11 protein-coding genes are annotated in these 13,286 nt (G+C 56.3%); 2 read left to right on the plus strand and 9 right to left on the minus strand.

The window, feature by feature from the left end; translation table 11 throughout:
• Nucleotides 1-167: 167 nt before the first annotated feature.
• The 3 genes from ABRP31_RS05220 to ABRP31_RS05230 all read right to left on the minus strand — a co-directional run bounded on the left by ABRP31_RS05220 (nt 168) and on the right by ABRP31_RS05230 (nt 3,945).
• Entirely contained in the window at nt 168-1,778 is a 1,611-nt protein-coding gene (locus tag ABRP31_RS05220; protein WP_087274757.1) for an NAD(P)/FAD-dependent oxidoreductase, read from the minus strand.
• An 826-nt stretch (nt 1,779-2,604) separates the two neighbouring features.
• Entirely contained in the window at nt 2,605-3,285 is a 681-nt protein-coding gene (locus tag ABRP31_RS05225; protein WP_087270766.1) for a COG3650 family protein, read from the minus strand.
• A 60-nt stretch (nt 3,286-3,345) separates the two neighbouring features.
• Entirely contained in the window at nt 3,346-3,945 is a 600-nt protein-coding gene (locus ABRP31_RS05230; RefSeq protein ID WP_349972125.1) for a short chain dehydrogenase, read from the minus strand.
• A gap of 114 nt (nt 3,946-4,059) precedes the next feature.
• On the opposite strand from ABRP31_RS05230, the gene ABRP31_RS05235 reads away from it, so the two are divergent.
• On the plus strand, nt 4,060-4,983 hold the full coding sequence (locus ABRP31_RS05235) for a LysR family transcriptional regulator (RefSeq protein WP_349972126.1): 924 nt from the start codon (nt 4,060-4,062) through the stop codon (nt 4,981-4,983).
• A 182-nt stretch (nt 4,984-5,165) separates the two neighbouring features.
• On the opposite strand, the gene ABRP31_RS05240 is transcribed toward ABRP31_RS05235, so the two are convergent.
• The 5 genes from ABRP31_RS05240 to ABRP31_RS05260 form a co-directional block, all read right to left on the minus strand.
• Nucleotides 5,166-5,867: an ABC transporter ATP-binding protein gene (locus ABRP31_RS05240; RefSeq protein ID WP_349972127.1), complete on the minus strand. Its 702-nt coding sequence runs from the start codon at nt 5,865-5,867 to the stop codon at nt 5,166-5,168.
• On the minus strand, nt 5,868-6,635 hold the full coding sequence (livG, locus tag ABRP31_RS05245; protein WP_087270754.1) for a high-affinity branched-chain amino acid ABC transporter ATP-binding protein LivG: 768 nt from the start codon (nt 6,633-6,635) through the stop codon (nt 5,868-5,870). It abuts the gene before it with no gap.
• On the minus strand, nt 6,632-7,888 hold the full coding sequence (locus tag ABRP31_RS05250; protein ID WP_087270751.1) for a high-affinity branched-chain amino acid ABC transporter permease LivM: 1,257 nt from the start codon (nt 7,886-7,888) through the stop codon (nt 6,632-6,634). Before ABRP31_RS05250 ends, livG begins: the two co-directional genes overlap by 4 nt.
• Nucleotides 7,885-8,814, minus strand: coding sequence for a high-affinity branched-chain amino acid ABC transporter permease LivH (gene livH / locus ABRP31_RS05255; protein ID WP_087270748.1), 930 nt, complete (start codon nt 8,812-8,814; stop codon nt 7,885-7,887). Before livH ends, ABRP31_RS05250 begins: the two co-directional genes overlap by 4 nt.
• A 216-nt stretch (nt 8,815-9,030) precedes the next feature.
• A complete protein-coding gene (locus ABRP31_RS05260; protein ID WP_349972128.1) occupies nt 9,031-10,158 on the minus strand; it encodes a branched-chain amino acid ABC transporter substrate-binding protein in 1,128 nt (375 codons plus the stop codon).
• A gap of 326 nt (nt 10,159-10,484) precedes the next feature.
• On the opposite strand from ABRP31_RS05260, the gene ABRP31_RS05265 reads away from it, so the two are divergent.
• A complete protein-coding gene (locus ABRP31_RS05265; protein ID WP_349972129.1) occupies nt 10,485-10,790 on the plus strand; it encodes a DUF2288 domain-containing protein in 306 nt (101 codons plus the stop codon).
• A 222-nt stretch (nt 10,791-11,012) separates the two neighbouring features.
• Here ABRP31_RS05265 and ABRP31_RS05270 read toward each other — a convergent pair whose 3' ends face one another.
• Complete coding sequence (locus ABRP31_RS05270) at nt 11,013-13,205, minus strand: hypothetical protein (protein ID WP_349972130.1); 2,193 nt, start codon at nt 13,203-13,205, stop codon at nt 11,013-11,015.
• Nucleotides 13,206-13,286: the final 81 nt, after the last annotated feature.

The following is a 13,286-nucleotide window of genomic DNA, read 5'->3' on the forward strand; positions in this document are numbered from 1 at the left end:
AGCGACACCCTAACCCGGACTTCCCGCCGTTAAAACAAAAGTTATATTCGTTTTTGTTCTAAGCAGAGTGGCCGAGTTAGAGTGTTTCCGAGTCTGTCAGCTAGTGCATTTTTGCTGGTGGGACGACGCTTATTATGCTGTAGGAATCGTCTGAAATTGCAGCTAGATCAGGCTTCGATACCCAACATGCTTCTCGCTAATGCTTCAGCGATTCGAATGCCATCAACCCCGGCTGACAAGATTCCACCGGCGTAACCCGCACCTTCACCCGCTGGAAACAGGCCTTTGACGTTCAGGCTTTGCATGCTTTCGTTACGGGTGATCCGCAATGGTGCCGAGGTGCGGGTTTCGATCCCGGTCAATACAGCGTCATGCAGGGCAAAGCCTTTGATCTGCTTGTCGAACGCAGGCAATGCTTCACGGATTGCCTCGATGGCATAGGCGGGCAGTGCGTCCGCCAGATCGACCAACTTGACCCCCGGCTTGTAGGACGGTTCTACGCTGCCAAGTGCCGGCGATGTTTTGCCTGCGATGAAATCACCGACCAGCTGCGCAGGTGCTTCGTAAGTGCTGCCGCCCAACAGATAGGCGTGGGATTCCAGACGCTCCTGCAGCTCAATGCCGGCCAGCGGGCCGCCCGGATAATCTTCCGGGGTAATACCGACCACGATGCCGGAGTTGGCATTGCGTTCGTTACGCGAGTACTGGCTCATGCCGTTGGTGACAACGCGATTGGGTTCCGAAGTCGCTGCTACTACCGTGCCGCCAGGGCACATGCAGAAGCTGTACACCGAACGACCGTTTTTAGCGTGGTGCACCAGCTTGTAATCGGCCGCCCCCAGTTTTGGGTGACCGGCGTACTTGCCCAGGCGAGCGCGGTCGATCAGCGATTGCGGGTGTTCGATGCGGAAGCCCACCGAAAACGGCTTGGCTTCCATGTAGACGCCACGACCGTGGAGCATACGGAACGTGTCACGAGCACTGTGTCCCAAGGCCATGATCACGTGCCGTGATTCGATACGCTCGCCACTGTCGAGCACCACGCCCTGCAGTTGGCCATTGTCGATCAGTACATCTGTCACGCGCTGTTCGAAGCGCACTTCACCGCCCAGCGCTTCGATCTGGTGCCGCATGTTTTCTACGACACCGGTCAGTCGAAACGTACCAATGTGGGGTTTGCTGACGTAGAGGATTTCTTCCGGTGCGCCGGCTTTGACGAACTCGTTCAGAACCTTGCGGCCGTGAAATTTCGGGTCTTTGATCTGGCTATAGAGCTTGCCGTCGGAGAACGTCCCCGCACCGCCTTCGCCAAACTGCACGTTGGACTCAGGGTTCAGTACGTTTTTGCGCCACAGGCCCCAGGTGTCCTTGGTGCGCTGACGGACTTCTTTGCCGCGCTCAAGGATGATTGGCTTGAAGCCCATCTGTGCCAGCAGCAGGCCAGCGAATATGCCGCAGGGACCGAAGCCGACTACCACTGGACGTTCGGTCAGGCCTTCTGGCGCATGGCCTACAACTTTATAGCTGATATCAGGCGCGGGGTTGAGATGACGATCATCGGCCAGACGTAACAACAGGGCGGCTTCATCACGCACCTCGAAATCGATGGTGTAGATGAAGCACAGCTCGGAAGATTTTTTGCGCGCATCGTAGCTGCGCTTGAACAGGGTGAATTCCAGCAGTTCATCGCTGGCGATGCCCAAGCGCTGTAAGAGGGCGGGACGCAGGTCTTCGTCCGGGTGGTCGATCGGCAGCTTGAGTTCGGTGATTCGTAACATGAAAAGATCCAGTTTCCGGGCCGCAGGATCAGCCCGACAGCGCTACAAGAACCGGGGATTATAAGACACATTGGGGGAGGCGGGGTGGTGGGTTGTCTGAGTTTGATGGTTACGCTATTGGGGTACGAAACACATTTATGCCGTGATTTTTTGTGTACCTATCCGTTGTTGGGGGGACGGCTGGTATTGGTTGCGCTTTTACAGCGCGTCACTTTTGATGAAGCGCAAAAGTAACCAAAACGCTTTTGCCGGTGCGGCTAACCCGGCGTCCTGCCGGGTTGCCCACGGTTCAGAATCTGCGTTCGGCCAGCGTGGTTTAACGGGGCGCCACAGATCAAAATCAAAAGTGCGGCGGCCTGACAGCCGACCTGATTTTTGAACTTACCGAAGTTCTGTAGGAGCTGCCGAAGGCTGCGAAGCGGTGTGTCAGACGAAGAACTCGTTGGCCGTTGGGACGTCTCGCGAACAAGTTTGCTCCTACCGTTCTGCGGTGAAATCGCTGTTTTTGATCTGCTTTTGATTTTGATCTTGGGCGCCCCGTTAAACCACGCCGGCCGGAATGCGATATTGCTGCGTGGGGCAAACCGGCAGGGATGCCGGTTTAGCCGCCTCAGGCCATGGATGGCCGGTGGCGGCGGCCCCGCGCAGCAATGTCGGATTACGGGTATGCCGAGCGACAGCGAGGCACCAAGTGGTGGGGCAAGAGCCTTTTGGTTACTTTTGGGCCCCAAAAGTGACGCGCTGTAAAAGCGCAACCAATACCAGCCGTTACCCCAAAAACGGATATGTACCCAAAACCACTAGATGACGCCGATCTCAACCGAGATCAATCATCCCGCGAACCACCGTAATACCCGCAGCCCCGCACGGTCTCGCCGTTGATCCGCAACTCGGCAGTCAAATGCTGCACCGAGCCATCCACGCTATCGACGCAACGTTGTGGCGCAACCCAGAGCTCCATCTTGTTGCCGTTGGCCTCACTGCTGACGCTGAACCGGCCGTCTGGCAGTTGTTCTTCCACATAAGGGACAGCAATGGAGTCTTTGCCCAGACGCTCAATGACCATGCCCTTGCCACTGACGTTAACGTTCCATGCCGGTTTGTTGCCGTTGACGTGCAGAGTCAGGCGCTTGAAGTTGGGGTCTTCACAGGCCTGGCCGGCACGTTCGACGCGGTACACCTGACGCAGGTCCAGTTGACCATCGCTGTTGACGGCTTTACTGGCAACGAACACACCACGCAGGTCGGCGAAGACCTTGCCGGAACTGTCCGCCAGGGGAGTCGCTTCTTGCAGGATGCCTGTATTGCCACCGTCCTTGACCACGTAACGACGCTGCTCATTGCACGGCTGAAACATCAGTTTGCCGCCATCGCCGGTCAGATTACCCTGCATGCGAATCCAGCCAGCCTTCGAGACAGGGGCTGAACTGGATTGAGAGCCAAGCATCTGGCAGCCAGCGAAGAGGGGCAACAGGGCAACGAGCAAAGCGGAACGAACAGCAAACATTGAGTGGTCTCCAGACAAGTGTCGCCACGTTACTCAGCCTGCGGCGCCATCACAAGAGGATTAACCAACCTGATACGTCTGACCGGTTTGCAGTCCCTCTACACTTTTTGCGTAAGCCAGAGCCACTTCTGCCGCATGAACTGGCTTGAAGCCCCGAAAATAGGGCGCATAGTTGTCCATAGCTTCAACCAGTACGTTAGGGCTGACCGAATTGACCCGCATGCCGCGTGGCATTTCTATGGCTGCTGCCCGAACAAAGGCGTCGATGGCACCATTGACCAGGCTGGCCGACGCCCCTGCGCGTATCGGGTCGTGACTGAGGATACCGGTGGTAAACGTAAATGACGCGCCGTCGTTGGCGAACTCGCGGCCGATCAGCAGCAGGTTGACTTGGCCCATCAGTTTGTCCTGCAAGCCGAGGGCGAAATCGCTTTCAGTCATTTCGGCCAACGGCGCGAACTTCACATTGCCAGCGGCGCAAACCACTGCATCGAATCGGCCTATCCGTTCGAACAGTTTTCGGATCGATGCACTGTCACTAATATCCACATGCTCTTCTCCACTGTTGCGGCCGGCGCGAACAATCTCGTGACGTTGGGCCAGTTCCTGGGCGATGGCCGAGCCAATGGTGCCACTTGCACCAATCAATAAAATTTTCATGCTGTCACTCCGAAGATTCATTCATGGATGTCGAGTGGGCAGTGTAGGGTCGCTATTTGCCGTCGATAAGCGTGCTAATAGGCAACCTTTGGTTCTCATAGGGAAACAATAACAGTGAGCGAAATCGATGACCTTGCAGCCTTTGCGGTCTTGATCGACGCAGGCAGTTTTACTGCAGCAGCAGTTCGCCTGGGTTGCAGCAAAGGTTACCTGTCCAAGCGGATCAGCCAGATGGAGCAGGCTTATGGCGTGATGCTGCTGCACCGCAGCACCCGCAGTCTGAGTCTCACGTCGGCTGGCGCGGCGTTGTTGCCGCAAGGGCAGCAGTTGTTGGCCAGCATGGAGCGGGCGCGCAACATCGTTGAACTGATGCGCGATGACATGGTGGGTCAGGTGCGTGTCACTGCCCCCGTGTCTTTGGGAGAAACGTTTTTCGAAGGCCTGCTGATGGAGTTTTCGGCGCAGTACCCGCAGGTGAAAGTCGAGCTGGAGCTCAACAACGCCTTTCGTGACTTGCGCCGGGACGGCTTTGATCTGGCCATTCGTTCCCATGTGGCCAGTGATGAGCGACTCGTTGCCAAGCCGTTGCTCGCCATGCAGGAGCTGACCTGTGCCAGCAGCGCCTATTTACAACTTCATGGACAGCCGAACAGCCCCCATGAATTGATTGCCCACAGTTGCCTGCTCAACAGTCATTACAGTGGCCGCAACGAATGGCTTTATCACCAGAACCATGAGCTGACCCGTGTTCAGGTCAACGGTACGTTCGCCAGTAATCATTACGGGTTGCTGAAGAAGGCAGCGCTTGTCGGCGCGGGAATCGCCCGATTACCGTCGTACATGGTGCATGCGGAAATCAACGACGGTCGGTTGCACTGGCTGTTCCGTGACTACCAGACGAGTATTTCGCCGCTGTTTCTGGTGCATCCATACGAAGGGGAATTACCCAAGCGTATGCAGGTGCTGGCCGATTATCTGTTGGGCTGGTTTCAGCGCAGCAGTGCGGCGCTGGAGCGATTGGGGGTGGGGGATACCTGAAGCAGTCTGCAGCCTGAGTTGGAATGCAATCCCATGTGGGAGCGGTGCTTGCCCGCGATAAGAGCAACGCAATTCTGAAGTGAACCGCGTCCAGCCTTATCGCGGGCAAGCACCGCTCCCACAGGTTCTGCGCCATTCAATAAGATTGGCGTTAGCCGGGAGAGCGCTGTTGCAGCGAAGCATCAACCACCCAGATAGGCATCACGCACTTTCGGGTCGACCAGCAACTCTTCACCGGTGCCTTGCATGACCACACGGCCGTTTTCCAGTACGTAGGCGCGGTCAGCGATTTTCAAGGCCTGGTTAGCGTTTTGCTCGACCAGGAACACTGTTACCCCATCGCGACGCAGTTGTTCGACGATCTCGAAAATCTGCTGGATGATGATCGGCGCCAGACCCAGCGACGGTTCGTCCAGCAACAGCAGCTTGGGCTTGCTCATCAGCGCTCGGCCGATCGCGAGCATTTGCTGTTCGCCGCCGGACATGGTGCCGCCGCGTTGGTTGAAGCGTTCTTTCAGGCGGGGGAACAGGTGCAGGACTTTGTCCATTTGCTCCTGATAATCGCCTTTATCAGTGAAGAAACCACCCATGGCGAGGTTTTCTTCTACGGTCAGACGGGCAAACACGCGACGGCCTTCCGGGACTACGGCAATGCTTTTACGCATGATCACCGAGGATTCCAGACCGACCAGTTCTTCACCCATGTAACGGATGCTGCCACTGTGAGCCCGAGGCGAACCGCACAAGGTCATCAATAGTGTGGATTTCCCTGCGCCGTTGGCACCGATCAGCGTCACGATTTCGCCCTGACGCACGTCAACGTTGACGCCGTGCAAGGCCTGGATCTTGCCGTAGAAGGTGGAAACGTTTTCGAATTGCAGCATTTACGCTTCCCCCAGGTAGGCTTTGATCACGTCAGGATTGTCGCGGATTTGTTCCGGCGTACCGTCGGCCAACGGTGTGCCCTGGTTGATCACGACGATGTGGTCGGAAATGCTCATGACCAGCTTCATGTCGTGTTCGATCAACAGCACAGTCGCGTTGTGGTCGTTACGCAGTACGCCGATCAAGGCCTTGAGGTCTTCGGTTTCTTTCGGGTTCAGACCGGCAGCTGGCTCGTCGAGCATCAGAATGCGCGGGCGAGTCATCATGCAGCGGGCGATTTCCAGGCGGCGTTGCTGACCGTAAGCCAGCGTGCCAGCGGTACGGTTGGCGAATTCCTTGAGGTTGACCGCTTCCAGCCAGTGAGCCGCGTATTCCATGGCCTCTTGCTCACTGCGACGGAACGCCGGCGTACGGAACAGCCCCGACAGGAAGTTGGTGTTCAAGTGACGATGCTGGGCAACCAACAGGTTCTCCAGGGCAGTCATTTCTTTGAACAGGCGCACGTTCTGGAAAGTCCGCACCACGCCTTTGCGGGCGATCTCGTGACCGGCCAGCCCTTGAATCGGCTCGCCATCCAGCAGGATGGTGCCCGCTGTCGGCTTGTAGAAGCCGGTCAGGCAGTTGAACACCGTGGTCTTGCCAGCGCCGTTGGGGCCGATCATCGACACGACTTGTTTCTCATTGACGGTCAGGCCTACGCCGTTGACCGCCAGCAGACCGCCAAAGCGCATGCTCAGGCCGCTGACTTCGAGGATTGGGCGGCTCATTTGCGCAGCTCCATGTGTGGACGTTGCATGGGCAGCAGACCTTGAGGGCGCCAGATCATCATCAGCACCATCATGGCGCCGAACATCAACATGCGGTATTCGCTGAATTCACGCATCAGTTCAGGCAGCAGGATCATGACGATGGCTGCAAGGATGACGCCCAGTTGCGAGCCCATGCCACCCAATACGACGATAGCGAGAATGATTGCCGACTCGATGAAGGTGAACGACTCCGGCGTGATCAGCCCTTGGCGAGCGGCGAAGAAGCTGCCTGCGAAGCCAGCAAATGCAGCACCCAGAGTAAATGCCGACAGCTTGATGATGGTCGGGTTCAGACCTAGCGCACGGCAGGCGATTTCGTCTTCACGCAATGCTTCCCAGGCGCGGCCAATCGGCATCCGCAGCAGACGGTTGATCACGAACAGCGCAGCCAGGGCCAGCAGCAGTGCAACCAGATACAGGAAGATCACCTTGTTGATGGAGTTGTATGGCAACCCGAAATATTCGTGGAAGGTCTGCATGCCTTCAGCCGCTTTACGCTCGAAGGACAGGCCGAACAGGGTCGGTTTCTCGATGTTGCTGATGCCGTTAGGCCCACCGGTGAGGTCGGTCATGTTGCGCAGCAGCAAGCGAATGATTTCGCCGAAGCCCAAGGTCACGATGGCCAGATAGTCGCCGCGCAGCCGCAATACCGGGAAGCCCAGCAGAAAGCCGAACAGCGCCGCCATCATTCCCGCAATCGGCAGACAGATCCAGAAACCCAGGCCGAAGTAATGGGAGAGCAGGGCGTAGCTGTACGCACCTACGGCGTAGAAGCCGACATAACCCAGATCGAGCAGACCGGCCAGGCCGACCACGATGTTCAGGCCCAGGCCGAGCATCACGTAGATCAGGATCAGGGTGGCGATATCCACCGCGCCTCGTGAGCCGAAGAACGGCCAGACCAGCGCGACCAGCACCAGACCAAGAATGATCCAGCGCTGGGTCGACGGCAGGCTCAGAAAGTTGCTGGCCTTGGCTGGCACCAGTGGCATGTTTGGTGAGGAGCGCCAGGCGGCGGTGATCTGTTCATTGAACAGCACGCGCAGGAACATCGCGATGGCGCCAGCGATGATCACGCTGACGGTGGTGGTGCTGGCACCAATGACGGCCAGTTTGACGCCGACGATTTCCAGCTTCAGGCCGAACACCGGGTAGGCGACGGCCAGCACCAACAAGGCGCTGAAAAATGCCGATTTGAGATTCCTGATCATACTTTTTCAACCTCCGGACGGCCAAGCAGGCCGGTCGGCCGGAACAACAGCACCAAAACAAGAAGACCGAACGCCACCACATCCTTGTATTGGTCGCCGAAGATATCGGCGCCAAACGCTTCAGCCACACCGAGCACCAGACCACCAAGCATCGCGCCCGGGATACTGCCGATACCGCCCAGTACCGCTGCGGTGAAGGCTTTGATGCCGACCAGGAAACCTGCGTTGGGGTTGATCACGCCGTATTGCATGCTCAGCAGTACGGCAGCAACTGCCGCCAGCGCAGCGCCGATGACGAAAGTCAGGGCAATGATGTTGTTGGTATTGATACCCAACAGGTTGGCCATCTTGATGTCTTCAGCGCAGGCACGGCAGGCGCGGCCCAGGCGAGAGCGGGAGATGAACCAGGTCAGGCCAAGCATCGCGATCAGGGTCACGACGAAAATCAGTACCTGCATGTAGGAAATAACAACCTCATGAGTGCTGGCTGAGCCGAACACGAAGTTGCCGGGAATCAGGTTGGGGATCGATTTATCTTTGGAGTCTTGAGACAGCAAAACCGAGTTCTGCAAGAAGATCGACATACCAATGGCAGAAATCAGCGGAATCAGACGGTTACTACCGCGCAAGGGGCGATAAGCCACACGCTCGATGGAATAACCGTAGGCGCTGGTCACTACGATACTGGCGACAAACGCTGCGGTGATGACCAGTGGCAGGCTGTCCAGCCCCAGCATGGTCAAACCGGCAATGGCGATGAACGCGACGTAGGAACCGATCATGTACACCTCGCCGTGGGCGAAGTTGATCATGCCGATAATGCCGTAGACCATCGTGTAACCGATGGCGATCAAGGCATAGGTGCTGCCAATGGTCAGACCATTAACCAGCTGTTGGAAGAAGTGATAGATGTCTATCTCGGGCATTACAGCGTGCTCCTAAAAACCTGCTCAATGTTTCACTGGTGAAGTCTTTGGCCGCTTGCACGTCGTGGTATGTGTCCACGTTGGATACAAGCCCAGTGAATCACTGGTAACGGTTTCAAGATGTTCAGCGTCAGGTAGTCTTGTGGATCACCTGCGCTCGTAAAACAAAGCCCACTGCGGTTGCAGTGGGCTTTGGGTTCAACTTATAGCGAATGCTTACTTCACAGGCGCTTCAGTCTTGGTGCCGTCTTTGTGCCAGGTGTAGACCACGAATTTGAAGTCTTTCAGGTCACCTTTGGCGTCGAACGACAGCTCGCCGGTTGGCGTCTTGAAGGTGCCGGCGTGGATAGCTGCTGCCACTTTGTCAGTGTCTTCGCTTTTTGCAGCGGTGATGCCATCAGCGATCACTTGAACAGCTGCGTATGCCGGGAACACGAACGGGCCGCTTGGATCCTCTTTCTTGGCCTTGAACGCTTCAACCAGAGCCTTGTTGGCTGGATCCTGGTCGAACGAAGCAGGCAATGTGACCAGCAGGCCTTCGGACGCATCCTGAGCGATTTGCGAGATCGACGCGTTACCCACGCCTTCCGGACCCATGAAGCCAGCTTTCAGGCCTTTTTCCTGTGCCTGACGCAAGATCAGGCCCAGTTCCGGGTGGTAGCCGCCGTAGTAAACGAAATCGACGTTGGCTTGCTTCATTTTGGCAATCAGCGACGAGAAGTCTTTGTCGCCAGCGTTGATGCCTTCGAACAGAGCGACTTTAACGCCGTCTTTTTCCAGAGTCTGCTTGACTGCAGTGGCGATGCCTTCACCGTACTGTTGCTTGTCGTGGATGACGGCGACGGTTTTAGGTTTGACCTGCTTGGCGATGTACTCGCCAGCTGCCGGGCCCTGAGCGCTGTCCAGACCGATGGTGCGGAAGATCAGCTTGTAGCCACGTGCAGTGATTTCCGGGCTGGTAGCAGCCGGAGTCACCATGATGATGCCTTCGTCTTCGTAGATGTCCGAAGCCGGCTGAGTGGAGCTGGAGCACAGGTGGCCAATCACGAACTTGACGCCGTCGTTAACCACTTTGTTGGCTACCGCGACCGCTTGTTTAGGATCGCAAGCGTCATCGTATTCAACGGCTTCGAGTTTCTTGCCATCGACGCCGCCTTTGGCATTGATCTGCTCAATGGCCATTTTTGCGCCGCTGAACTGCATGTCACCGTACTGGGCAACTGCGCCGGTCTTTGGACCCGCGATGCCGATCTTGATGGTGTCTGCTGCGAACGAATGGCTGGCAACCCCCGCCATAACCAATGCGGCAAACAGCTTGGAAAGCTTCTTGGTACCCTTAGTCATGATGCTCCACTCTTGTGTTTTAATTTTTATAATCCTGATGCCTAGGCAGCGGGACCGGATTTTAAACACCGATCATGCCCCCGGCAAACTGTACCGGAACAGTTTAGAGCGCCGGTCATTAGCTTGAATAGCTAGCCACAGGGGACAAAAACGATCGATGTCGCTTAATTGAAAGAAAGATACATAATCATGCGGTTCGACCTGTCGAATCGACCTCTAAACCCCTGGATTTACTCATCTTCCCTGCAATCAATTACTTGTTTCTGGGTTTGTCTTGAGCGGACTCGGCGCTATTATTCGCGTCGATTTTCTTTTCGGTGAAACCCATGAGTGAAGAACCAAGCACCCTCTATGCCAAATTGCTCGGCGAGACGGCATCAATTACCTGGACGGAGCTACAGCCGTTCTTCGCCAAGGGTGCCCTGTTGTGGGTCGAACCCTCCCTGGATTTAATCGAAGTCGCCCAGGCTGTTGCTCAAAACGAGGCCGATAAAGTCAGCGCATGGCTTGCCAGTGGGGAGGTCGGCAAGGTTGCTGAAGCCAAGGCGCTAGAGCTTGTGGAGCGCGATCCGGTGCTTTGGGCAGTCGTAGTGGCACCTTGGGTGTTGATCCAGGACAGGGCGCCTGCTTAGTTAGTGATCTTTTTTGGTGCGCGATGTGGGATTTAGGTGGGAAGTCTGGTAACCGAGCGGGTGCTGGGGTAGCGAAATCTCTCACAGGGTCGCACGGAACCTGTTGGAGCGGTGCTTGCCCAGCGATAAATCTGGACGCGGTTCGCTTTGGATCGCGTCCAGCCTTATCGCGGGCAAGCACAGCTCTCACAGGATCGGTGCTCGCCTAAAAGTCACTGCGTCTTACTTAATGCTGTAATCCGTCTTGCCCGTATGCTGGTTCAGTGAAATGACCCGGGTTTTGCCGATGCGATGACGATAGATCTCGCGCAGGTATTTGACGGCCTTCTTCACGCTCTCGCGGGAGATACGAATGTCATTGATAGAGACAAACTTGGATTTGTCTTCGATCAACTCGCGGTACTTCTTCTCATACATCGGTTTGATCGCATACCAGTTGGTATCGAGGATCTTGGCCGGGTTTTCGTATTCATTCAGCAGTTCATCAATACGGTCTTCGTCGAACTCATCGCTGATGATGAAGTCCAGAATCGCGTTGTCCAGTGTGTCGTCGAAACGGTACTGGTTTTTGGCGAAGCAGCGTTTGATGAACGCCACGATCAGGGTCAGGAAGTCGTCCGACAGGCACGGGCTTTTCGCGATCAGGGTGGTCAGCGACAGGTTGGCCGACGCGCCGATCACCAATGCATAGCGCTTGAGTGTCGTATTGGGGAACAGGCTGTTCAGGTGCGTCTTGAGGCGGTTCAGGTCCATGTAGGACAGCTTGTAGTCCTTGGGCAACGAGACGATGGACACCACCGACGAGCAGTTCTTGAAGAAGTGCAGGTCATGCAGCGCCGCTGCGTCGTAGCCGGAGGTCTTGTACTGGTCCAGTGCTGCGCGATAGCGCTTGGACTCGATCGGTAACAGACTGATGCCTTCAATGGCCTGGGTCACTTTGTTGAAGTGCGGCAGGTCAATCGAACGGAAGAACAAATCGTCGATGTTGAGGCGTGCCGGTTCTTTCTCGAACACCTTGAATTTGTCTGAGCCGGGAACCGGGCTTTCTGGAACCACGGATTCGGCGTAGGCAATCGCTACCGGGCCGGCCAGACTCATGAACAAGTCGTTGGCATCCAGACGAATCGTCTCGCCGATATCGATGCCTGCGCGTCGGAAGTAGTTCTGATCGTAGTCAGTCGTTACCGCCTGAGCGGTGAGAATGTTGAAGATCTGCTGCGAGATGTACTGGTTGGCGTGACGCTCCATGGCGTTCACGTCGATGTTGTCGATGTTGCCGTCGTCGCTTGCTTCGGCATAACGCATGATGTCGTTGGAGATCAGCATCATGGCGTTCCATGGGCGAATGCGGCCCATGACGCTGGCTTCGCTACTGTCTTCGTTCTCGAAGTTGTACGAGAAGTCCCACTCTTCCGACAGGTACTTGCACAACAAGCGACCGGCGTTGATGTGCAGGGCTTCGGACATTTCGCTGCGGTGATCGGAAATGTTCGGCAGCACGCAGATGCCGCTGGTGAAGATCGGTTCGAACACGAAGGACCGGCCACGCTTGCTGTCGTTTTCGTCAGTAGGCTTGGTGTCGAAGGTCTTGTTCATGTACGAGAATTGCTGCGCCAGACCGAACTCCGAAGCCATGCCCGAACCGGTGCCGCCGCCCGCACTGAAAATGTAGAAGTACAGACGCGACTGGTTGGCTTTGATGCCGCACGAATCGATCAGGTACGAGTGGATCAGCTTCCAGTCAGCGCTGGAGAAGTGGTTGGTGTCCTTGTTCAGGATGATCTTGGCCAGGTATTGACCAAGGATCGGGGCATTACCCGCACCGCCGGCATGGACCTCAGAGAGGTCCATGATTTTCATTTTGCTGTAGTCGTTGATGAATCCGCTTTTCTCGCCTTTGCGCGAGAAGCGGATACGACCTGCGATGTCCTTGTCCAGATCGCCGAGCATGACCAGTGGCTCAACCAGAAAGACAGGCTTGCTCGCTTTGTTCTGCACCAGTCGCAGGTTGTTACGGATCCAGCGACCAGGGCTGTAGCGTTTGTCTTCGCTCAGGCGATCTTCGTTCTCGAACTGGTTGAGGTAGAACTTGCGCGCGTTATAGACCAGTTCAGCGACGTCCAGCGCAATGTTCGAACCGCAGCGACCCAGACCGATCAGGCATACCGACGGGAACTGCTGTTCACTGCGCAGGACGTTGTCTTCGATATGAATGGACTGCGGAAAAACTGTATCGCGCAGACCGTCAAGGTTATCCAGGATGCGATCAGTGTCGGTTTCGGTGAAATACATGTACTGCTGAGCGGGGATTGGCTTGGGCTGATAGTAGGTGCCGGGGAGGCCTGCGGCCTTCTCTGCAGCGGCTGCGCTCAACGGTCCGGATATCACGCCAGCAGCATCATTTTTATTGGTCATCGTGCGCCATTTGCCTGGAGGAGGCGGCGATGGAGTGAGTCTCATCGCGCCATCACGGAAAGAGAAATTACGACTTTACAG

The sequence above is a fragment of the Pseudomonas caspiana genome, assembly GCF_040224095.2.
Taxonomy (GTDB): domain Bacteria; phylum Pseudomonadota; class Gammaproteobacteria; order Pseudomonadales; family Pseudomonadaceae; genus Aquipseudomonas; species Aquipseudomonas caspiana.